Origin of the sequence: Aquibacillus rhizosphaerae (assembly GCF_030282825.1) — a bacterium.
Classification (GTDB): Bacteria; Bacillota; Bacilli; order Bacillales; family Amphibacillaceae; genus Aquibacillus_C; species Aquibacillus_C rhizosphaerae.
Map to the genome: position 1 here is coordinate 154,835 of NZ_JASTZU010000041.1, position 22,359 is coordinate 177,193.

The window sequence follows — 22,359 nt, forward strand, 5'->3', positions numbered from 1 at the left end:
AGGCGATATTATTGTTATTTCATAAACAACTATGTTTAAAACACCGATGGATAATTAAGAGAGCCATCCTGAAATAATTTCGTTCTAAATTGACTGTCATCTTCTTATAAATAGTAGAAAAGTAATAATTGAGGTGACCCATGAAGATTGATGGTGTTTTCTCTGGTGGCGGAGTTAAAGCCTTTGCGTTTATTGGAGCTTTAGAAAAATTAGAGGACGAGGGCTATACATTTTCTCGGTTAGCTGGAACATCTGCTGGTGCGATTGTAGCTGGTTTAGTTGCTGCCGGGTATAAGGCGACAGAAATAGAAGATTTACTCACTGAGTTAGATTTGAAATCGTTTTTAGATACAACCGATATTGGGAAGTATTTGCCTTTTCTAAAGTGGTTTAAATTATATTTTACGATGGGATTGTATAAGGGGAATGCTTTTGAAAATTGGTTATATAAAGTACTAGCTCAAAAAGGGGTTTATACATTTCATGATCTACCCAGAGGTTCACTTAAGGTTATTGTTTCCGATTTAACATTAGGAAGAATGGTCGTTTTACCAGATGATTTAAAAAGTCTTTATGGGATTAATCCAAATAGTTTTCTTATTTCAAAATCGATTCGCATGAGTGCAGGAATTCCTTACTTTTTTAAGCCGGAAAAAATAACAGGTTTAAGTTATGGTAAAAGTGTTATCGTAGATGGTGCTTTATTAAGTAACTTACCGATGTGGGTTTTTGATAAAGATCGATCAACTAAAAAAAGACCGATAATCGGAATGAAATTAAGTGAGACAATTGGAAGAATACCTTCAAAAAAAATAGATAATGCCATTGATATGTTACAAGCTTTGATTACAACCATGATGAAAGCACACGATACAAGATATGTGTCTAAAAAGCATATAAATGATGTTTTGTTTTTACCAGTAAAGGATGTTGATACTACAAATTTTGAATTAACTCAACAAGCAAAAGCGGATTTAATTAAATTAGGACGAAAGCACACTGCTACATTTTTAAAAAAGTGGCCTTGAAAATTATGAGTCCTTAACTAGTGTTTTATAGTTTTATTTCGTAGTCGAATGGAAATCGGGTGTAACTTCATTATTATTGCAGGATTTCCAACGCTGCGAAAAAACTCGCTTCCCGCGGGATACTTCAGTCTCCTCGTAAGCAAAAAGCACCCAATGCGAAATATTCTTTCCGAACGCATCATGACACTTAACCTTCATTAATATTTTCATGACTAGACACTTTATAGGTGTTTAATCACAAACAGTCTATTATAAATTTATTAAAAAAAAGAAAAAATCGAGATCTTAAAAAGATGCTCGATTTTTTCTTTTTTGTTTGTTTCCTTCGATTACCCGGAGATGTGTAGCACGTGCATTAGATTGCTTTCGTTTATTTAGTAGTGGTTTTTGTTTTTTTACAGCTTGTGTGTGTGTCTTATTTCCTGTTCTGTCACTTTTATATTTCATTTTTGACTGTTTAACTGCTTTTTTATATTTTTTAAGGTCATTTGAACTGCGTTTTCTTAGGAAAAAATAGTAGACGGCACCATAAATGAGAGCACCTACTGCAACCATTATAAATAAATTCATAAGCAGTGAAGTCGTATTTGTTAATAGGTTAAACGCGAAACCAAATATTGCAAGGCCGATAAGCACATATATCAAAAGGGAAAGCTTATGGCGTATCATTTAACAAATCCTCCTTTCGTTGTAAGTCGCCTACAAAAAACTATCTTACTACCATGTATACCACTTAATGCATTTATTTCTACATGATTTATTAAAAAAATGTAAAAATAAATCATGTTATCTAGAAAACCAAACTTCATAACTTAATTTTTAATTGTTAAGTTTGGAAAGTAGCAACATTGAAAAGATAATTTGTTTTACCTAGTAATAGGCGAATTGTTTAATAGATGTTACCGTTATCGTAAGAGTTTTAAAAATCCTGTACAATGAGAATTTTTTTAATCCTAACTATTAAAGATTCTTTCCTTTCTAAGGAAAAATATTCAATACTTTTCTTTTTTTTATATATCATTTTTAAGTGTGAGTTTATAATTTTATTTTACTAGAAAGCCAACAGATTCACTAGCAGATTATTTTTTATATGTGTAGAATTTTCTAATTGTTAAATTACAAGGTGAGCCTCCATTAAGAAATGGATGAAAGTTTTACAAATTGGTCATTCTAAAGGGTGGAGGTGTTCTATAAATGGACAATCAAGAGCTAGAACAAAATAAACATGAAAAACCGATACCGCTTCTACCAAAGGCGTTATTAACTGGATTTATTGGAGGTGTTTTGTGGAGTGTAGTTGGTGCAATTGCAGCTTATTTTAATTTTACATCAGTTTCACCAGCATCTTTCATATTACGTTCTTGGTTACATACCAACTGGTCTGATGGCTGGCTAGGACAACTTATATCCATTACTGTAATTGGTTTATTATCTGTTTTAACAGCTATTTTATATTATGGTCTGTTAAGAAAGACAAAAGGAATTTGGCCAAGTGCTACTTTTGGTGTGGCCCTTTGGTTTATAGTTTTCTATTTATTACAACCGATTTTTCCTAATGTTTCACACATGACCGACTTAGATATAAATACGATTGTGACAACACTTTGTTTATTTTTATTATACGGGATATTTATTGGCTACTCGATTTCATATGAATATTTAGATACAGTAACAAAAGATAATGTGTAATACAGCGCGTTAGTTCTTTGTTTATGGATAATTAATTTTAATAACAATCCTTGATCATACAAAATACACACAATTATGATAAACTAGAATTGCGATTCACTTTGAACTGGCTAGTGGGGTGATTTTAGTTATGAAGAAAATATTGTTATTAAATGGGCCGAATCTAAACCGTTTAGGTAAACGAGAACCGGATATCTATGGTATAAAGACATTAGAAGATATCGAGCAAGAACTTAGTCAGGTAGTTAAGACTCATCATGGTACGTTGCAAGCCTATCAATCGAATCATGAAGGGGAACTAATTGATTTTATTCATCAATCGGACGGGGAGTATGATGGAATTATTTTTAATCCTGGAGCATACACACATACAAGTATTGCTCTTAGAGATGCGATAAGTTCTATAGCTGTGCCTGTAATTGAAGTGCATATATCAAATGTGCATCAACGGGAATCTTTTCGTCATACTTCGCTGCTAGCACCTGTGTGCCAGGGGCAAATAGTAGGATTAGGTATAAAGGGATATGAATTAGCAGCATTAGCATTTTTACAAGAGGATTAACAGAAAGGAATGAGTTTATTATGGGGAAACTTAAACAACTCCGTGAATCAATCAAGGAAAAAAACTTGGATGGTTTACTAATCACTAGCCCGATAAATAGAAGGTATGTTACTGGATTTACTGGTACTGCCGGAGTAGTACTGGTTACAGAAACAGATGCACTACTAATTACTGATTTTAGATACATAGAACAAGCGAATGATGAAGTTAACGAATTTAAGGTAGTTGAACATAAACAGACAGTGGGAGTAGAAATTTCCGAGCAAGTAAAACGTTTAGGAATACACCAGCTAGGTTTTGAAAAAGACGATGTGTCTTTTGGTGTTTATGAACAATATAAAAGTGAAATAGCTGCTGAGCTAATTCCAACTAGTGGTACGGTGGAAAAGTTACGCTTGATTAAGACAGAAGATGAGATTAATATATTAAAGGAAGCAGCTAAAATTGCTGATGGAGCTTTTGATCATATCCTTACTTTTATTAAACCAGGTGTAAGGGAAATAGATGTATCTAATGAATTGGAATTTTTCATGAGGAAACAGGGTGCAACATCTTCTAGCTTTGATATTATTGTAGCGTCAGGATATCGTTCGGCTCTGCCACATGGTGTTGCATCAGAGAAAAAAATCCAAGCTGGAGAGTTAGTAACGCTTGATTTTGGTGCGCTTTACAATGGATATTGTTCTGATATTACTCGAACAGTGGCTGTTGGCGAAATTAGTGAAGAGCTAAATACCATTTATCATACTGTATTAGAAGCTCAACTCAAAGGTATGGAAGGAATTAAAGCAGGTGTAACAGCCAAACAAGCGGATGCATTTACACGTGACTATATTAAAGAAAAAGGTTATGGAGAGTATTTTGGACATTCCACAGGACATGGACTTGGATTAGAAGTACATGAAGGACCTGGTTTATCATTTCGTTCCAATCAAGTTTTGGAAGAAGGAATGGTAGTGACAGTAGAACCAGGAATATATGTGCCAGGTGTTGGTGGTTGCAGAATTGAAGATGATACTGTAGTAACGAAACAAGGCAATGAAAAGCTTAACTTTTCACCTAAAGATTTAATTATTTTGTAAGCAAAGCAATAGGAGGAGTAGTAATGATTTCTGTTAATGATTTTAAAACTGGTTTAACAATTGAAGTAGATAATGGTATATGGCAAGTGCTTGATTTCCAACATGTAAAGCCAGGAAAAGGCGCTGCTTTTGTTCGTTCAAAGCTTCGTAACCTTAGAAATGGTAATATTCAAGAAAAAACATTTCGTGGTGGAGAAAAAGTAAGTAAAGCTCATATTGAGAATAGAAAAATGCAATATTTGTATGCTTCCGGTGCAGTACATACATTTATGGATACTACTACGTATGAACAGTTAGAACTACAGGCTTCTCAAATTGAATATGAACTTAAATTTTTGAAAGAAAATATGGAAGTCCACATTATGACATATGAGGGAGAAACGTTAGGTGTAGAACTTCCGAATAATGTTGAATTAACCGTTACAGAAACAGAACCTGGAATTAAAGGTGATACAGCAAGTGGTGGTACAAAACCAGCTACTGTTGAAACTGGACTTGTGGTACAGGTGCCATTTTTTGTTAATCAAGGAGATGTTTTAGTAATTAATACAAGCGATGGAAAGTATGTTTCTCGCGGATAATATTTGGAATAAAAATTCACATTAATTGAGTCAATTTCATAATTACCTTATTCAGTAATCTGCGACAATATATAGTTTGGAAATGGTTTTATCCAACTCTATATTGTTGTAGATGACGACAAAATTGGTATTATGAAATTGATATCATAAAAAAGATTCACTGCCAGTATATTGGCAGTGAATCTTTTTTTATACTTTCTATCAACTCGGTATAAAAAGCTTATAAACATTCTAGTAACAATCTATTAATTTCATTTTCTATAGTCATATATAGGACAGGGTAGCATACATATACAATAAAGAAACCTTGATTGGTAAATAGGAAGAAGTGAAATGAATTATGGACGAGATAATACGTTTGTTTCCTCCCAAATTGAAAAGCAGAATAGTAAGCGACATAGGTTCCGATTGGTCATCTCTTCAAGAAATACGGATTAGAGTTGGACGAACTATCGAGTTAATTTTTGATAATCATACAAAATGGGTTAACAATTTGTTGCCTTCCATGGAGGATGGGGTATTTCTAATTAATCAACTTAGTCAATTTTCGTTATATCGTATTGAAGATGAATTGCGCGAAGGGTTTATTACAATTGAGGGTGGGCATCGAGTTGGGCTTACAGGAAAAGTCAATACATCGCATGGTGCAGTAAAAGCAATTAAACATATTTCTTCGTTTAATATACGAATAGCGAAAGAAAAAATAGGAGTTGCATCTAATTATATTTCTTATTTATATGAAAAACACTTATTAAATACACTAATAATTGGACCACCTCAAACTGGAAAAACGACTTTATTAAGAGATTTTGCGCGACTAATATCGAATGGTTGGAAAAATAACTCACCACTTAAGGTTGGTATTGTTGATGAACGTTCAGAAATTGGTGGAAGTATCAAAGGGATTCCACAACATGATTTGGGAAAAAGAACTGACATTATGGATGCTTGTCCAAAAGCAGAGGGACTCATGATGATGATTCGATCTATGTCACCTGATGTGATAATTGTCGATGAAATCGGTAGTGAAAAAGATGTTTTAGCTTTACTGGAGGCGATGCATGCCGGTGTAAGAATCATCTGTTCCGTTCATGGAGATTCTTTATCTGACATAAAAAAAAGGCCATCGTTACAACTCTTACTTAAACAACAGGCATTTGATCGATTTATATGTTTAGAAAGAACAAATACACCAGGCAAGGTAAGTACGATTTTGATGAATGATGGGAAAAATATTCTAAGGAAACCGAGGTGCACACAAGATGAAATGGATCGGGGCACTTCTCCTGTTATGCAGCACTACTTGGGTAGGATTTGAACTAGCTAGAAAACTAAATGATCGTCCGAAACAAATTCGTCAATTAAAAAATGCGCTTCAAATATTAGAAGCTGAAATATTATATAGTCAATCACCTATTATTGAAGCGTGCTTCAATGTGTCTAAACAATTGCCACATCCAGTAGCATGGTTTTTTAAAGCGGTTAGTGATGATTTGCAAAAGAAAGCTACGAGTCTATCTGACATATGGATAAAAAATTTGGATGATTTTTGGCCATTAGTTTCATTAGGTTCAAATGAAAGGGAAATTTTGCGTCAATTCGGTCTCACATTAGGACAACATGATTTCACACAACAACAAAAACATATTCAATTAGCTCTTACCCATTTAGAAAGAGAACTTCAAGAAGCACAGGATTACCAGTATAGATACAGTAAGATGATGAAAAGCTTGGGCTTTCTTACAGGCTTACTGGTTGTAATACTCTTGATTTAGAAAGGAGTAAGATGAATGCTTGGCGACGCATCAGTATTATTTCAAATTGCTGGAATTGGAATTATTGTAGCAATGATTCACACCATTTTGAAACAGATGGGAAAAGAAGAGTATGCACAGTTCGCTAGTTTAGTAGGGTTTATCATTGTGCTTATATTTGTAATAAATGGAATTTCAGATCTTTTTCAAGAAATTAAATCAGTTTTTTTATTCCAGGGGTAATGATATGGAAATAATACAAATCGTAAGTATAGGGATTGTAACAAGTTTGCTAGTTCTTGTAATTAAAGAGCAGAAGCCATCATTTGCTTTCTTTCTAATATTACTAACCGGGATAACAATATTTGTGACAGTTATTCAATATATTTCGGAGATACTTCAGTTAATTCAATATCTAGGTGATAAAGCTAATGTTAATGGAATGTATATAGAAACAATACTACAAATCATAGGAATTGCTTATATTGCAGAATTTGGGGCGCATATTGTTAGGGATGCTGGTTTAACAGCTGTAGCAGCTAAAATTGAACTTGCGGGAAAAGTGTTGATTCTCGTTTTAGCTGTTCCGATATTGACGGCAGTTATTGAAACCATTATAGGGTTTATCCCGACCTAACATGGAAGGGAGTAAGATTAAGTGAATGAAGCAGCTGAACAGATTGATAAGTACTGCAATTGTAATATTCGTTCTCTGTTTGATTTTTCCTCTTCAGATTTCCGCAGCTAATGATCAGAGTAATGAAATAGAAGCTCAGAGTTTTAATTTTGATGATATATCATTTGGTGAAGTGAAAAACTATTGGGATAAAGTTGTAAATGAGTATGGTGGTTACTTACCAGGACTACAAAAGACTACATTTTTGGAGTTTGTTAAAAATAGAGAAAACTTATCAGTAAAAGAATGGATAAGTGGAATTGTAGAGTTTTTATTTTTTGAATTGGTTATGAATGGAAAGTTATTGGGTTCTTTAATTATGCTTACTTTATTTTGTATGATTTTACAAACATTACAAAATTCATTTGAAAATAAAACAGTAAGTAAAGTGGCATATGCCATTATATATCTCGTATTAATTGTATTGGCACTTAATAGTTTTCAATTAGCCGCTTCTTATGTGAACGATACGATATCAACCATGAGCGGATTTATGATTGCCTTGCTCCCATTAATGTTAGGTCTGATGGCCTCTTTCGGGAATCTTATGGCAGTATCATTTTTTCACCCAATTATTGTGTTTTTAATTCACACAAGTGTACTGCTTATCTCTAAGGTTGTAATTCCGTTGTTTTTTTTATCTGCACTGTTAAATATTGTTAGTACGTTAAGTGAAGGTTATAAAGTAACACAATTAGCAAATTTATTAAAAAATATTGGATTAGGTTTACTTGGAGCTTTTTTAACTATTTTTTTAGGTGTGATATCCGTTCAGGGCGCTGCAAGTGCTATTCAAGACGGTGTTGCTATGAAAACTGCAAAATTTGTTACAGGAAATTTTATTCCTGTTGTTGGAAGGATGTTTACAGATGCTACTGACACAGTATTAAGTGCATCCTTATTGTTAAAAAACGCAGTTGGGATTGTTGGAGTTGTCATATTATTAGCAATTGTTTTATTCCCGGCAATAAAAGTTTTTGTTATCGCCATTATTTACAAGTTAACTTCCGCGTTGTTGCAGCCAATAGGAGATGGTCCAGTAATAAAATGTATGGAAATTATAAGTAAGCACATTATTTATATATTTGCTGCATTACTAGTAGTTTCATTCATGTTCTTTTTAGCGATTGTTATTTTAGTAGCTTCAAGTAATCTAACATTAATGCTTAGATAAAGGGGGAGGTAGCAGTTGATTTATTAATAGATTGGGTGACACAAATAATTCTGTTTTTGTTATTGGCCATGGTTATTGAATTGATCTTGCCTAACTCTTCCATGAAAAAATATATCGACATGGTTGTTGGTCTACTACTCATTCTTATTTTTTTACAACCAATATTTCACTTGTTCCAAGTAGATGTACAAGAGTTAGTTAATAAGGCAATCCCTGAGTTAGACACTTCTTTTCAGGAAGAAAATATGAAAAATTCAATAGAATTAAAGAAAAATGAAATACAAGCCTCACAAGATGCATATGTTGTAGAAGAGATGGCTGTCCAAATGAAAAATCAAGTGGAAGAGGGGTTGAATGAACAATATGGTGTAGGCATTGTAGATATCACATTTCAGTTTAATGAAGACGAAGAATCAACAATTAATATGGAAAACTTAGAAACAATTAACATTATACTTAATGAAACTGAACAAGAGCAAGAAGAAGGTACAGTCAAAGAAGTTGTTATCTCCGTTGAAGATTCTAATCAAAAAGACGAGCCGAAACCCGAAGTAGAAGAAATAGAGTCTTATTTATATGAATCTTGGCAGCTAGAAGATCAAAACATATCAATTCTATGGGAGGGAGGGGTATAGTGGAAAATCCATTAAAGAGATTTTTCTCTCAATTAAAATTTAAAACAGAAGATGGTAAAAAAACAACTAAAATGGGATATATCCTTGTGATAGCACTACTTGGTTTACTTGTTCTAATCGTTAGTAATATGTTTCAAGGCCAAGCAGAGGATAATAATTCACTTTCACTATCTGATAATAATGTATCAAGTAGTGAAGAGGAAACTTTTCTTAGCAAAGATGACGATGAGAAAAGCGAAGAAGTAAAACAAGTAGAGGGACAATATGAAAAGGATTTAACAGACCTATTGGAAAAAATCTCAGGGGTATCAGAAGTTGAAGTAATGGTGAATCTGGATTCTTCTGAAAAGAAAGTGTTTGAAAAGGATTTAATTATTGGTACTCAAACCACAGAAGAAACAGATCAAAATGGTGGAGAAAGACATGTGGAAGATTCTACTGAAGAACAACATGTGGTTATCGTAAGGCAAGGAGATAAAGAGGTGCCACTCATTGTTCAGACAAAAAAACCTGAAGTTAGAGGTGTACTAGTAGTAGCTAAAGGTGTTGACCATATAGAACTAAAACAATGGGTAGTAGAAGCTGTATCAAGGGTGCTAGATGTCCCATCTCATAGAATAGCAGTAATGCCTAAAAATAAAGGGGAGGAATAATAATGTTAAAAAAACAAACGGTGTGGTTATTGACCATGTTAAGTCTAATGATTGTGTTAAGTGTTTATTACATGAGTTCACCAAATGGGGAGGACCTTGCTTTTATTAATAATGATGGTTTAGAAGATCAAACAGCCACAACAGAGTTGGGTGAAGAAGATACTAGTTTAGAAGAAGGGAACACCGATGAAGCAATGGAAGATACTACAGAAGGAGAAGAACCGTTAGAAGGGGAAGTAACTTCTTCAACTGCAACAGATGAAATATTTACAACAATCCGAATGGAATTACAAGATGAAAGAAGCATGGAGAAAGAAAGATTAGAAGAAATTTTTGCTTCAAGCACAACTACTTCTGATGAAAAAGAAGAAGCATATGAGAAAATCAAGCAGATTGACACTGTTTCAACCCAAGAAGACATTTTAGAGCAAACCCTAAAATCAGAAAAAGGTTACCAAGATGTTTTAGTTCAATCAACAGGAGAAGATGTTCTTGTAACAGTCAAAGCTGATGAACTATCTAAAACAGAAGCTAACAACATTGTGAAAATGGTTAGTGATAAATTTGGTCAAGTAAAAGTTGAAGTTAAATTCCAGCCGGTTAGTTAAAGTGTAAAAAAATACAAAAAGTAAAAACTGGCTCGCAAGGTTATATTCTTGTGAGTCAGTTTTTTAGAGCTTAAAAATAAGGTTCTTTTATATATGTTGGGGTATGAAAAAAATTAAGCATAAGAAAACACGCAAGCTCCTATATCCTTTACACTTGAATTGACGAGAAACAAATCAAAGGGGATAGGAGATGCGTGTATATGCAGTTTAACATGAATTTGCCTGGATTAGAAAGTGTTATAGTCACTAAGATGGAGGAGCTAGAGGTATTTAGGCCTTAATTCCATGTACTATAACGAAACATATTTAAAAAATCAACTATCACAAGAAAGATTATGCAAATAGATTTTGTTTGAGGAGCGGGGGCGCAGCTCTAGTACAGACTTTATATGTTATTTGTCACAAATTAATCAATTTCATAATACCAATTTTGTCGTCACCTACAACGATATATAGTTGTATAAAACCATTTCCAAACTATATATCGTTGTAGGTGACTGAATAAGGTAATTATGAAATTGACTCAAATAACAAACTTTTAGAAAACCGCTAAAAAAATATATTTTCGTATGAAGTATAACAATATAAAGTGTAACAAGCATATTTTAAAGGTTAATCATTAGTTTTGATACTGTGACAATCTTTTTTAGATATAACAAAATATATTTTTTGTTATGAAATTGACCTGTGTTATTATAAGTACAACGGTTAAATGTTGGGAAAAATAGAAATCATATAAAAGCAAAGGTTGCAGTTTTAGCTTCCTTTTCGTAATATATTAAGAGGAGTTATTAGTACCTGTTATTAAATGCAAAATACAGAGGGGTGCAAGAATGTTGAAAATTAATGAAATTCATGAACTTATTAAACGGATTGATGAATCATCTATTGATGAATTTACTTTTGAAACGAATGAAACAAAACTATCACTTAAAAAACATAAAGGCGAAGTAGAAACTATGCCTCAAAAGTCAAATCCGGTAGTTACTACATCAACTACGTCTGTTGATACAGCTAACAATGGACATCAGATTATTAAAGAAGATAGTGATTTTAGTGAAGAAAAAGAAACAGTAAAGAACTATGACCATGAAATTGTATCACCAATGGTTGGTACATTTTATAGTTCACCGTCACCAGATAAAGACGTATTTGTCAAAAATGGTGAAAAGGTTAATAAGGATACAGTAGTATGTATAGTAGAAGCAATGAAGCTATTTAATGAAATTGAAGCGGACATAGATGGTGAAATTGTGGACGTTTTAGTTGGAAATGGTGAGCTTGTTGAATATGGCCAACCATTATTTAGAGTAAAGACAGTGTGAGTGAGGGGATGACAACGTGATTAAGAAGATCTTGATTGCTAATCGGGGAGAAATAGCAGTTCGAATCATTCGTGCTTGTAAAGAGCTAGATATCGAGACAGTGGCTGTGTATTCAGAAGCTGATAGTGACTCATTACATGTTCAACTTGCAGATGAATCATACTGTATTGGTCCTAAATATAGCAAAGATAGTTATTTGAATTTCACAAATATTATGAGTGTAGCAACATTAACAGAAGTAGATGCTATCCATCCTGGATACGGTTTTCTTTCCGAAAATGCAGATTTTGCTGAGATCTGTAAAGCATGTAATATAATTTTTGTCGGACCAAGCCCATATGCAATACAAAAAATGGGAACCAAGGATGTAGCAAGAGAGACCATGAAACAAGCTGGCGTACCAATAGTACCCGGTTCAAACGGCATTATACATGATGAGCAAGAAGGTATCGCAATTGCCAATGAAATTGGTTATCCAGTAATAATCAAAGCAACTGCTGGAGGCGGTGGAAAAGGCATTCGAGTGGCTAGGTCTGAAGAAGACTTAATCAAAGGAATCCGTGTAACACAAAATGAAGCAGAAAAGGCTTTTGGAAATCCTGGAGTGTATATTGAGAAATTTATAGAGGACTTTCGCCATGTGGAAATTCAGGTATTAGCTGATAACTTCGGTAATGTTGTCCATTTAGGTGAAAGAGATTGCACAGTCCAAAGACGTCTACAAAAATTAATCGAAGAGACACCGTCACCAGCGATTGATCCGCAAATGCGTAAAAAGATGGGTGATGCTGCAGTGAAAGCAGCAGCAGCAGTGGATTATTCAGGGGCAGGAACTATTGAATTTATTTTTGATAAGAAACAGGAAACGTTTTACTTTATGGAAATGAATACAAGAATTCAAGTAGAACATCCTGTAACAGAAATGGTTACTGGTGTTGACCTGATTAAAGAACAAATAAATATTGCAAATAATGAAAAACTTTCATTTTCACAAGAAGAGATACAATTTAATGGATGGGCTATTGAGTGTAGAATTAATGCTGAGAATCCATTCAAAAATTTCATGCCCTCTCCAGGAGAAATTAGCATGTATTTAGCACCGGGTGGTTTTGGCGTAAGAGTTGATTCTGCGGCGTATCCAGGTTATAAGATACCGCCGTATTATGATTCAATGATTGCAAAATTAATTACATATGGTGCAACTAGGAAAGAAGCCGTTGATCGGATGAAACGAGCCCTTGATGAATTTGTTATTGAAGGTGTTTTTACTACAATTCCGTTTCATAGCAGAGTGATGAGGCATCCGGTTTTTGTTGAGGGAGACTTTAATACGAAATTTTTGGAAAAGTATTCTATAATGGATAGTGATTAGTATTAAAGTGGGTTAAAATATTTTTACGAAATTTTTGGAAAAAATTATCCTTCATTAAATCAATTAATTTTGAATTGTTTAAATATAAAGGAGTGTATGCAAATGAGCGAGAACTCTTTGTTAAATGTAAGTGAGGATTCCAATCTAGGAAAAGTAGAAATAGCTCCCGAAGTTATTGAAGTTATTGCTGGAATTGCTACCACTGAAGTGGCTGGTGTATCCCATACTAGAGGCAACTTTGCTACTGGTGTAGCAGAGCGATTAGGAAAGAAAACTCATGGTAAGGGCATAAAGGTTGAATTAACCAATAGTGGTGTTTTAATTGATGTGTTTGTAATTATTGATTACGGTGTTAGAATCCCTGAAGTCGCACAAAAAATACAGACTAATATTCGCCAAGCATTGAAAAACATGACTTCACTCGAAATTGATGAAATCAATGTGCATGTAGTCGGTGTTCATATGGATTTGAAGGAAGAAACGGGCGAATCACAAGAATAAGCTTGTTTAAAAAGGGGCCCAAGAGACGATATGTCTCTTTACGGCCTCTTTTTTTGTAGCATAGGTTGGTATAGATTTTGCGGATAACTGACTGTTAGCATGTGCCACGTTTAGTTACAGCCGCTACCCGAGTCAATCCTCTATGTGGGTAAAATTCCAGACTAGCTTAATTGCCTTATGTTGAGCCAGGCACCCCGAGCTTTTCGTATTGAACCAAATACTTTGATTAGGTAGATGAATTTAAGTATAACCATGAATATAGCATTGCATTGTGGAAAATGTTATCATTTGAAACAGATATGAGCTAATAAGGAGATTGAAAATGATGAAAAGAAGAACAGCAAGAGAAAAAGCATTTCAAATTCTTTTTCAAATGGATATGAATGATATTGAGCCACAAGAAGCAATTGAACAAGTATTGGAAGAAGAAGAAGAGGATTTGTTTTTAACAAATATCGTAGTCGGAGTAACAGAAAATAGACAAGCTATCGATCAAAAGATAGAGGAGAATCTGGAAAAATGGAGCTTTTCTCGATTGGCATTTGTGGAAAAAGCATTACTACGGATCGCAGCGTATGAACTGTTCTATAGTGTAGAAGAAATTCCACAAGGTGTAATTATAAATGAAGCTTTAGAAATAGCCCATATATATGGCGATGAAAAATCAGCTAAATTTATTAATGGTGTACTTTCTAAAATGATTAAATAGGGGGAAATCAGAAATGGTAGCAGAAGTAATTTATGGTAGTGAGTTAGCTGAAAGCTTGCGTGAAGAAATGCGTGAAGAGGTAACAAGTTTAAGGCAACAAGGTATTGTACCAGGTTTAACAGTAGTTTTAATTGGAGAAGATCCTGCTTCGCAATCGTATGTACGTGGAAAACAAAAAGCGTGTGATTTTGTAGGGGTTAATTCTAATTTAATAGAACTGCCGAGCAGTACTTCTGAAAAAGAACTGTTAGAGCTTATTGATAACTTGAATGTTGATAAGAATGTACATGGTATATTAGTGCAACTCCCACTACCAAAACATATTAACGAGCAAATAATCATTGAAGCAATCAGTCCGGAAAAAGATGTTGACGGTTTTCATCCAATAAATATTGGTCGTATGATTGCAGGTAAAGATACTTTTTTCCCTTGTACACCGTTTGGTATTATAACAATGCTAAAATCTAAGAACATTGAGATTGAGGGTAAGAAGGCTGTTATTGTAGGTCGAAGTAATATTGTCGGTAAACCAGTGGGTCAACTGTTATTAAATGAAAATGCAACGGTGACTTATTGTCATTCAAGAACAAAGAATATGAAACAATATACGATCGATGCTGACATTTTAATTGTTGCAGTTGGTAAAGCGCACTTTTTATCTGGTGAAGATATTAAAGAAGGTGCAGTAGTTATAGATGTTGGTGTAAACAGACAGGAAAATGGAAAATTAACAGGCGATGTTGAGTTCGAATCGGCAAAAGCAAAAGCTGCTTACATTACACCAGTTCCTAAAGGCGTTGGGCCAATGACAATTACAATGCTATTACATAACACAATAAAATCAGCAAGAAAGTTTCACCAACTTTAAGACCAAAAGCAATCATACAAAACCTTATAATGATTTGGGTGTGTTTCGATGAACGATAAATATTTAACTGTAAGTGCACTTACAAGATATATGAAACGAAAGTTTGAATTAGATAAGCATTTAAAAGAAGTGTGGTTGAAAGGTGAAATATCAAACTTTAAACACCATAGTCGTGGTCATATGTATTTGACGATTAAAGATGATAATTCTAGAATTCAAGCAGTCATGTTTGCTGGGAATAATCGCAGTTTAAAATTCAAGCCGGAAAACGGGATGAACATATTAATTAAAGGTGAAGTAAGTATTTATGAACCACAAGGCCAATACCAGTTATATATTCAACAGATGGAGCCAGACGGGATTGGTGCTCTCTATCTTGCTTTTGAACAATTAAAACAGAAGTTGACTGCAGAGGGGTTATTTGATGAATCAAATAAAAAATCCATTCCTGAATATCCAACTCATATAGGGGTTGTAACTTCTCCTACAGGTGCAGCTGTACGTGATATCATTACTACAATTCGTCGCCGTTATCCAATAGTGAAAGTAACTATTATACCTGTATTAGTCCAGGGGGATCAGGCTGCGTCATCCATTGTAAAAGCAATTCAGTTTGCCAATCGTTTGAAGACGTTTGATGTATTAATTGTTGGACGTGGTGGAGGATCTATTGAAGAACTGTGGAGTTTTAACGAAGAAATCGTAGCAAGATCCATTTCTGATTCCAGTATCCCAATTATATCTGCTGTAGGTCACGAGACAGACTTTACTATAAGTGATTTCAGCGCAGATATTAGAGCAGCAACCCCAACAGCTGCAGCGGAAATAGCAGTGCCTTCTCAATACGAAATTAAAGACAGAATTTTAGCGTTTGAACGATCGCTTAAACGTTCCATCTCTGAACAAGTATCAAGGTCAAATGAACGGTTATTGAAACTGAAAAGGTCCTATGCGTTTCGTTATCCAGAGCAATTAGTTAAACAAAAAGAACAGGAATTAGATAAAAATGTTGATCGTTTAACTAAAGCCCTGGTGCGTACACAAGAACAACACCAGACCCAATGGATGTTTTTGCATAAACGATTAATGCAACAACACCCCGAGAGACAAATCAATCAATTGAATGAAAACATTAATCAATTAAAGTTAAGAAGTAAACGTGCATTTCAAGCAATATATAAAGATGAAGAAAAAAGATTTGCATCAACTCTTGAGAAACTTGCTTTATTAAATCCTTTAAACACAATGAAAAGAGGATATTCGATATCCTACTCCAAAGAAGGAAAAGTAGTTAACTCTATAGATCATGTGCAAGCTGGTGACCAAATAAAGGTGAATATTGTTGATGGCATATTGGATTGTCAAGTTTTAGATGTTGAGGAGGAGAAAACAGATGACAAAGAAAGATGAACTATCTTTTGAAGAAGCGATGAAGAAATTAGAAGAAATTGTTGATAAGTTAGAAGAAGGTGAAGTTCCGTTAGAAAAAGCTATCAATTATTACCAAGAAGGAATGAACTTGTCTAAGGTTTGTAGCGACAAGTTAACGAACGTCGAGAAGCAAATGGAACAAATTGTGAATGAGCAAGGTGACTTTCAAGCATTTTCAATTCAGGAGGAAGAATAGGTGGAAAATACGAATACGTTAACGGAGTATTTAACGGAACGGCAGAAGTTTGTTAACGATGAAATAACTAATTTGATAAAACAAATGGACGCACCACTTCAATTAAAAGATTCAATGTTATATTCAATGGAAGCTGGTGGGAAAAGGTTACGCCCAATCTTAATGATGGCTAGCTGTGAATCGTACGGAGGAAATTATAAGTCCGTTATGACGATAGCGGTGGCACTAGAAATGATACATACATATTCATTAATTCATGATGATTTACCGGCAATGGATGATGATAATTTTCGTAGAGGAAAACCAACTAATCATCGTAAATTTGACGAAGCAACAGCTATATTAGCTGGAGATGGACTACTTACACACAGTTTTACGGTCATATCTGAAGACAATCAATTAACATCAGATCAAAAGGTTTTTCTTATTCAAGAACTGGCTAATGCAAGTGGACCAACTGGTATGGTAGCAGGTCAAATCTTGGATATTGAGGGAGAAAAAGTTGAAACATCTTTAGAAGACTTAGAAGAGATACATTTACTGAAAACAGGACAATTAATAAAGTTTGCAATTGTTAGCGGTGCCTATATTGGTGGGGCTTCAACACATCAACTGGAATCAATAAATGATTTTGCTTATTACTTAGGTTTGATTTTCCAAGTGCAAGACGACATATTGGACGTTTCAGGTGATCAAGAATTAATGGGAAAACCTGTAGGTAGTGATGAAAATAATTTCAAGAGCACATACCCAAAATTGCTTGGCCTAGAAGGAGCAATTGAGCAAAAAGAAAAATATGTACAAAAAGCAAAAGAAGCTCTTAAATCTGCAGGAATTAAGAACTCACTTTTAGAAGAATTAACTGATTATTTGAGCAATCGCGATTATTAACCGGGTGATTGAGTAAACTGATTATCTGTGTTATATTATTTATACATTAGGAATGGTGCAGTATTCTAGTCAGTCCTCCGTTTCTGAAGGCGGGCCTAAAAATCCGCCAAAGGGCACATCGATGAAGTTCCTTGTGCCGGCTTGAGGCGCCCAGCCTTGGGTCGGTGCTGGGAGTTAAGGTTGTAGGGCGATCCACAAAGGCATGTGGGCGAGGACCCTACTTCCGCGGAGGCCCATCTCTGTGGTGACTGCTTAGCCAAGGAGTTGCTATGGAATGGGGTATGAACCTACGTAATTGGGATGGGGAATCCTTGTTCGTAGCGTAGCCTGCCTTGAGTGGTGCTTGAGGGGATTATGGTCACAAGTGCATGAAGAAGATGGCCACTTCTTAAAGCGCTTTTCTGCCATATGAAATCAGCACTGCAAAAGAGGCTAGGAAACGGTTAAGGGCTGTTGAGGAAATCTCCTAGACTGTTCCAATGGACATTTATTAGGGATTATAGTGCGGACTAAGTGGTAATCCAGTCTAGCTGTTGGTAACAACGCTAAGATGGGTTTAAAGGGGAACCGCCAGAATGGCAACATTCGGTACCCATCTGGGAAAACCTACTGGACCTAAGCCGCAGTTTTTACCTAATAAATGACCATTCCTTTTTACATAGTAAAATATTTTCATATTTGGGGTAAAATAATGTCTAAATCGCAATTACAAAAGTCGATAAAATTCAGTTTAGGTATTGCCGTTATCACGTTTGTGTTAGCGGCTATTTTTTCAGTAGTCTCCTCAGCATTATTAGGAGAAGTTATTTGGATTGCTGGATTACTAATTGTATTTTTAATCGTATTTATTGGTGTTTTCTTTGATATGTTAGGAATAGCAGCTACTGCTGCAGATGAAGTTCCTTTCCATGCAATGGCAGCGGAGAGGGTAAGCGGTTCCAAACAAGCGATTATTATCGTGAGAAATGCTGACCGATTTGCCAGTTTTTGTAATGATGTGATTGGGGATATATCTGGTATTGTTAGTGGAACTGCGTCAGCTATTGTTGTGCTTCAAGTAGCAAATGGGTTTGGATATGGAGATGGTTCCACGTTTCAAATCGTTGTATCTGTAATCCTAACGAGTTTTATTGCTGCCTTAACTGTAGGTGGTAAAGCAATCGGTAAGTATCTGGCGATTCATGCTTCTACACAAATTATCTTTTTTGTAGGTAAAATGATTGCCTTCATAGAAGATAAATTTAAAATTAAGATATTGAAGAAAGATTAAATTAAACGTAAATGAACAAACAGATAGATATTAAACTAAAAGGGGAGGAATCCCAATGGATCTTACCAGAATTAAAAATCCTTCGTTCTTAAAATCATTAACTAACGAAGAGTTGGAAGTTTTATCCTATACAATTAGACAATTTTTAATCGAGAAGTTATCTGTTACAGGAGGGCATCTTGGAGCAAATTTAGGTGTAGTGGAATTAACGTTGGCATTGCATAAGAATTTTAATAGTCCGGAAGACAAATTAATATTCGATGTCGGTCATCAGTCTTATATTCATAAAATGTTGACTGGGAGGTCTGGTCAATTTGAAACATTAAGAAAATTCAAAGGCTTATGCGGCTTCCCAAAAATGAGTGAAAGTGAACATGATGTTTGGGAAGCCGGGCATAGTTCTACTTCTTTATCAGCAGCAATGGGGATGACAATTGCTCGGGATATTAAAGGGGACAGTAATTATATAGTTCCAATCATTGGTGATGGTGCTTTAACAGGTGGGATGGCACTAGAAGCATTAAACCATATTGGTCATGAAAAGAAGAATATTATCGTGATACTTAACGACAATGAAATGTCGATTGCTAACAATGTTGGAGCACTTCACAATGCTTTAGGTAGGATGAGAAGTGCAGGAAAGTACAATCGTGTTAAAGATGAGTTGGAATGGTTATTGAAAAAGATTCCGGCAGTTGGTGGAAAACTTGCTCACACGGCTGAGCGTGTCAAAGATAGTATGAAATATTTCATGATACCCGGCATGCTTTTTGAAGAGTTTGGTTTCACGTATTATGGACCAGTGGATGGACATGATTTTAGCGCGCTTCAAGAAAATTTACAGTATGCAAAAAAGACGGATGGACCAGTGCTTATTCATGTTATTACGCAAAAAGGAAAAGGGTATCGACCAGCAGAAGCAGATATAAAAGATAAATGGCATGGTGTAGGACCTTATAAAATAGATTCTGGGGAAAAAATCACACCATTAAATGCTCCACCTGCTTGGAGCTCTGTTGTAAGTGGTACATTACAAAAGATTGCTAGGGAAGATAAACGTCTAACTGTTGTCACTCCTGCTATGATTTTAGGTTCAAAATTAGACAAGTTTCAATTAGAATTCCCTGATCGATTATTTGATGTGGGTATTGCTGAACAACATGCTACAACGATGTCAGCTGGAATGGCAACGCAAGGATTGAAGCCATTTTTAGCTATTTATTCAACTTTTCTACAGCGTGCGTATGATCAATTGCTACATGATGTATGTAGACAAAACTTGAATGTTGCATTTGGTATTGATCGTTCCGGTTTAGTAGGGGCGGATGGTGAAACACACCAAGGCGTATATGATATTTCATTTTTAAGACATATGCCTAACATGGTAATTATGATGCCTAAAGATGAAAACGAGTGTCAGCACATGGTAAATACAGCAATTCAGTATGATGATGGTCCAATTGCTGTTAGGTTTGCACGGGGAAATGCACTAGGTGTTCCAATGGATGATATATTGTCTACAATTCCTATTGGATCTTGGGAAGTTTTAGAAGAAGGAACAGACGCTGTTATATTAACGTTTGGCACGACAATAGGAATGGCCTTAGAAGCTAGTGAGCAATTAAAAAAACAAGGTTATTCTGTAAGAGTAGTGAACGCACGTTTTATTAAGCCATTAGATGAGGACATGCTACATGACATAATGTCTAGTGATATGCCAATACTTACACTTGAAGAAACTGTCTTACAAGGTGGATTTGGTAGTGCTATTTTAGAATTTGCAGAAGCTAATCTATATACCCTGAATAATATTCGCAGAATGGGCATTCCTGATCATTTTATTGAGCATGGTAAAGTAGAAGAACTCTTAGAAGAAATTGGTTTAACAAAAGAGATTGTAGTTGAAACTGTTCAACAAATGCTTCCAAGTAAACAAAAGAGGACATGATTGAGTTATGAGTAAAAAAACTAGGCTCGATATTCTGCTAGTTGAAAGGGATCTAATCGAGACTCGCGAAAAAGCAAAACGATCAATAATGGCGGGATTAGTCTTTTCAGACCAAGTCCGTCTAGATAAACCTGGGATGAAGGTAGATGACGACATTCCTCTAACTGTTAAAGGAAAATTGATTCCTTATGTTGGGAGAGGCGGTCTTAAGTTAGAAAAGGCATTAAAGCTGTTTAAACTAGATATTACTGGAAAAACAATGATAGATGTTGGATCCTCTACTGGCGGTTTCACTGACTGTGCTTTACAAAATGGAGTTAAGTTAAGTTACGCTGTCGATGTAGGTTATAACCAATTGGATTGGAAACTACGAAACGATGATCGAGTAGTGGTTATGGAAAGAACCAACTTTCGCTATGTTACTCCGGATATGTTAGAGTCTGGACAACCTGATTTTGCGTCGATAGATGTATCTTTTATTTCTTTAAAATTAATTCTACCTGTCTTAAATCAATTGTTGAAGAACGAAAGTAATATCGTTGCTTTAATTAAACCGCAATTTGAAGCAGGAAGAGACCAAGTTGGTAAAAAGGGAATTGTCCGTGACCGAAAGATTCACGCACAAGTTTTAACTAATATTTTAACATTTGCAATAAGTCTTGGGTATCAGGTTAAAGACTTGACTTATTCTCCAATTACTGGTGGAGATGGAAATATTGAATTTTTAGCTCTTTTGCATTGGAATGAGTTAGATGAAGAAGGAAATACAGAGTTTCCTGTTGAAATTGATAAGGTAGTCGATGAAGCACATAAAATACACAAACAAAACAAATCGTAATTTCATTGGGCTGCACCATTTTGTAGCTCAATTTTATCATGCACTCGTTTTTTAACCGCAGTTCCATTTAAAAGGAGGGATTAAATATGAACAAAGGACAACGACATATTAAAATTCGTGAGTTAATAACAGATAACGAAATAGAAACCCAAGATGATTTGGTTGAAGAACTAAGAAATCTTGGGTATAACGTGACACAAGCAACTGTATCAAGAGACATTAAGGAATTACATCTTGTTAAGGTCCCAATGATTGATGGTAGGTATAAATATAGCTTACCTGCTGATCAGCGTTTTAATCCATTAGAGAAGTTAAGAAGATTAATGATGGATGCGTTTGTCCGAATCGATACAGCTGGTCATTTCATCGTATTGAAAACATTACCAGGAAATGCAAATGCTTTAGGTGCGTTAATTGACAATTTAGATTGGAATGAAATTATTGGAACCATTTGCGGTGATGATACAATACTAATTATATGTCGCGAGGAAGGCGATAATGAAAGAATTAAAGAACAGTTATTAGCAATGTTATAAATTTCATAATTTTATTAGTAGATTGGGGTGGA

At 34.8% G+C, this 22,359-nt stretch carries 26 protein-coding genes; 25 read left to right on the plus strand and 1 reads right to left on the minus strand.

What is annotated here, in order from left to right; genetic code table 11:
• Positions 1-140 precede the first annotated feature (140 nt).
• Complete coding sequence (locus tag QQS35_RS14135; RefSeq protein WP_285932859.1) at positions 141-1,028, plus strand: patatin-like phospholipase family protein; 888 nt, start codon at positions 141-143, stop codon at positions 1,026-1,028.
• 285 nt (positions 1,029-1,313) lie between these two features.
• Here QQS35_RS14135 and QQS35_RS14140 read toward each other — a convergent pair whose 3' ends face one another.
• Positions 1,314-1,697 (minus strand): SA1362 family protein, encoded by a 384-nt coding sequence (locus tag QQS35_RS14140; RefSeq protein ID WP_285932860.1) that lies wholly within the window; start codon positions 1,695-1,697, stop codon positions 1,314-1,316.
• A 525-nt stretch (positions 1,698-2,222) separates the two neighbouring features.
• On the opposite strand from QQS35_RS14140, the gene QQS35_RS14145 reads away from it, so the two are divergent.
• The 24 genes from QQS35_RS14145 (at position 2,223) to ahrC (ending at position 22,327) form a co-directional block, all read left to right on the plus strand.
• Positions 2,223-2,717, plus strand: coding sequence for a YqhR family membrane protein (locus tag QQS35_RS14145; RefSeq protein WP_285932861.1), 495 nt, complete (start codon positions 2,223-2,225; stop codon positions 2,715-2,717).
• A 130-nt stretch (positions 2,718-2,847) separates the two neighbouring features.
• Positions 2,848-3,279, plus strand: a complete 432-nt coding sequence (aroQ, locus tag QQS35_RS14150; protein WP_285932862.1) for a type II 3-dehydroquinate dehydratase — start codon at positions 2,848-2,850, stop codon at positions 3,277-3,279.
• Positions 3,280-3,299: 20 nt separating this feature from the next.
• Positions 3,300-4,361, plus strand: coding sequence for a M24 family metallopeptidase (locus QQS35_RS14155; protein WP_285932863.1), 1,062 nt, complete (start codon positions 3,300-3,302; stop codon positions 4,359-4,361).
• 23 nt (positions 4,362-4,384) lie between these two features.
• Positions 4,385-4,942, plus strand: coding sequence for an elongation factor P (efp, locus tag QQS35_RS14160; protein WP_285932864.1), 558 nt, complete (start codon positions 4,385-4,387; stop codon positions 4,940-4,942).
• Positions 4,943-5,282: 340 nt separating this feature from the next.
• Entirely contained in the window at positions 5,283-6,260 is a 978-nt protein-coding gene (gene spoIIIAA, locus QQS35_RS14165; protein WP_285932865.1) for a stage III sporulation protein AA, read from the plus strand.
• The gene (gene spoIIIAB / locus QQS35_RS14170; RefSeq protein WP_285932866.1) at positions 6,205-6,717 is read left to right on the plus strand and encodes a stage III sporulation protein SpoIIIAB; all 513 of its coding nucleotides are present in this window, start codon (positions 6,205-6,207) and stop codon (positions 6,715-6,717) included. The genes spoIIIAA and spoIIIAB overlap by 56 nt, the downstream gene beginning before the upstream one ends.
• Before the next feature lie 15 nt (positions 6,718-6,732).
• A complete protein-coding gene (spoIIIAC, locus tag QQS35_RS14175) occupies positions 6,733-6,939 on the plus strand; it encodes a stage III sporulation protein AC (RefSeq protein ID WP_153736780.1) in 207 nt (68 codons plus the stop codon).
• A 4-nt stretch (positions 6,940-6,943) separates the two neighbouring features.
• Positions 6,944-7,333: a stage III sporulation protein AD gene (spoIIIAD, locus tag QQS35_RS14180; protein ID WP_285932867.1), complete on the plus strand. Its 390-nt coding sequence runs from the start codon at positions 6,944-6,946 to the stop codon at positions 7,331-7,333.
• Between the two features lie 25 nt (positions 7,334-7,358).
• Entirely contained in the window at positions 7,359-8,546 is a 1,188-nt protein-coding gene (gene spoIIIAE / locus QQS35_RS14185; RefSeq protein ID WP_285932868.1) for a stage III sporulation protein AE, read from the plus strand.
• A 26-nt stretch (positions 8,547-8,572) separates the two neighbouring features.
• Positions 8,573-9,181: a stage III sporulation protein AF gene (gene spoIIIAF / locus QQS35_RS14190; RefSeq protein ID WP_285932916.1), complete on the plus strand. Its 609-nt coding sequence runs from the start codon at positions 8,573-8,575 to the stop codon at positions 9,179-9,181.
• Positions 9,181-9,834 carry a stage III sporulation protein AG gene (gene spoIIIAG / locus QQS35_RS14195; RefSeq protein WP_285932869.1) on the plus strand — a complete coding sequence of 218 codons (654 nt, stop codon included), beginning with the start codon at positions 9,181-9,183 and terminating at the stop codon, positions 9,832-9,834. Before spoIIIAF ends, spoIIIAG begins: the two co-directional genes overlap by 1 nt.
• Before the next feature lie 2 nt (positions 9,835-9,836).
• Positions 9,837-10,442, plus strand: coding sequence for a SpoIIIAH-like family protein (locus tag QQS35_RS14200; RefSeq protein ID WP_285932871.1), 606 nt, complete (start codon positions 9,837-9,839; stop codon positions 10,440-10,442).
• 833 nt (positions 10,443-11,275) lie between these two features.
• Positions 11,276-11,767, plus strand: coding sequence for an acetyl-CoA carboxylase biotin carboxyl carrier protein (gene accB / locus QQS35_RS14205; protein ID WP_285932872.1), 492 nt, complete (start codon positions 11,276-11,278; stop codon positions 11,765-11,767).
• Positions 11,768-11,783: 16 nt separating this feature from the next.
• Complete coding sequence (accC, locus tag QQS35_RS14210; RefSeq protein ID WP_285932873.1) at positions 11,784-13,139, plus strand: acetyl-CoA carboxylase biotin carboxylase subunit; 1,356 nt, start codon at positions 11,784-11,786, stop codon at positions 13,137-13,139.
• A 102-nt stretch (positions 13,140-13,241) separates the two neighbouring features.
• A complete protein-coding gene (locus QQS35_RS14215) occupies positions 13,242-13,640 on the plus strand; it encodes an Asp23/Gls24 family envelope stress response protein (protein WP_285932874.1) in 399 nt (132 codons plus the stop codon).
• A 325-nt stretch (positions 13,641-13,965) separates the two neighbouring features.
• Entirely contained in the window at positions 13,966-14,349 is a 384-nt protein-coding gene (gene nusB, locus QQS35_RS14220; protein WP_285932917.1) for a transcription antitermination factor NusB, read from the plus strand.
• A gap of 13 nt (positions 14,350-14,362) precedes the next feature.
• Positions 14,363-15,217, plus strand: coding sequence for a bifunctional methylenetetrahydrofolate dehydrogenase/methenyltetrahydrofolate cyclohydrolase FolD (gene folD / locus QQS35_RS14225; protein ID WP_285932875.1), 855 nt, complete (start codon positions 14,363-14,365; stop codon positions 15,215-15,217).
• A 48-nt stretch (positions 15,218-15,265) separates the two neighbouring features.
• Complete coding sequence (xseA, locus tag QQS35_RS14230) at positions 15,266-16,627, plus strand: exodeoxyribonuclease VII large subunit (protein WP_285932876.1); 1,362 nt, start codon at positions 15,266-15,268, stop codon at positions 16,625-16,627.
• Entirely contained in the window at positions 16,611-16,844 is a 234-nt protein-coding gene (locus QQS35_RS14235; protein ID WP_285932877.1) for an exodeoxyribonuclease VII small subunit, read from the plus strand. Before xseA ends, QQS35_RS14235 begins: the two co-directional genes overlap by 17 nt.
• Positions 16,845-17,735: a polyprenyl synthetase family protein gene (locus QQS35_RS14240; RefSeq protein WP_285932878.1), complete on the plus strand. Its 891-nt coding sequence runs from the start codon at positions 16,845-16,847 to the stop codon at positions 17,733-17,735.
• Between the two features lie 691 nt (positions 17,736-18,426).
• Positions 18,427-19,005: a CNNM metal transporter family protein gene (locus QQS35_RS14245; RefSeq protein WP_285932879.1), complete on the plus strand. Its 579-nt coding sequence runs from the start codon at positions 18,427-18,429 to the stop codon at positions 19,003-19,005.
• Positions 19,006-19,060: 55 nt separating this feature from the next.
• Entirely contained in the window at positions 19,061-20,953 is a 1,893-nt protein-coding gene (dxs, locus tag QQS35_RS14250) for a 1-deoxy-D-xylulose-5-phosphate synthase (protein ID WP_285932880.1), read from the plus strand.
• Positions 20,954-20,960: 7 nt separating this feature from the next.
• The gene (locus QQS35_RS14255) at positions 20,961-21,791 is read left to right on the plus strand and encodes a TlyA family RNA methyltransferase (RefSeq protein ID WP_285932881.1); all 831 of its coding nucleotides are present in this window, start codon (positions 20,961-20,963) and stop codon (positions 21,789-21,791) included.
• An 86-nt stretch (positions 21,792-21,877) separates the two neighbouring features.
• Positions 21,878-22,327: a transcriptional regulator AhrC/ArgR gene (gene ahrC, locus QQS35_RS14260; RefSeq protein WP_285932882.1), complete on the plus strand. Its 450-nt coding sequence runs from the start codon at positions 21,878-21,880 to the stop codon at positions 22,325-22,327.
• Positions 22,328-22,359: the final 32 nt, after the last annotated feature.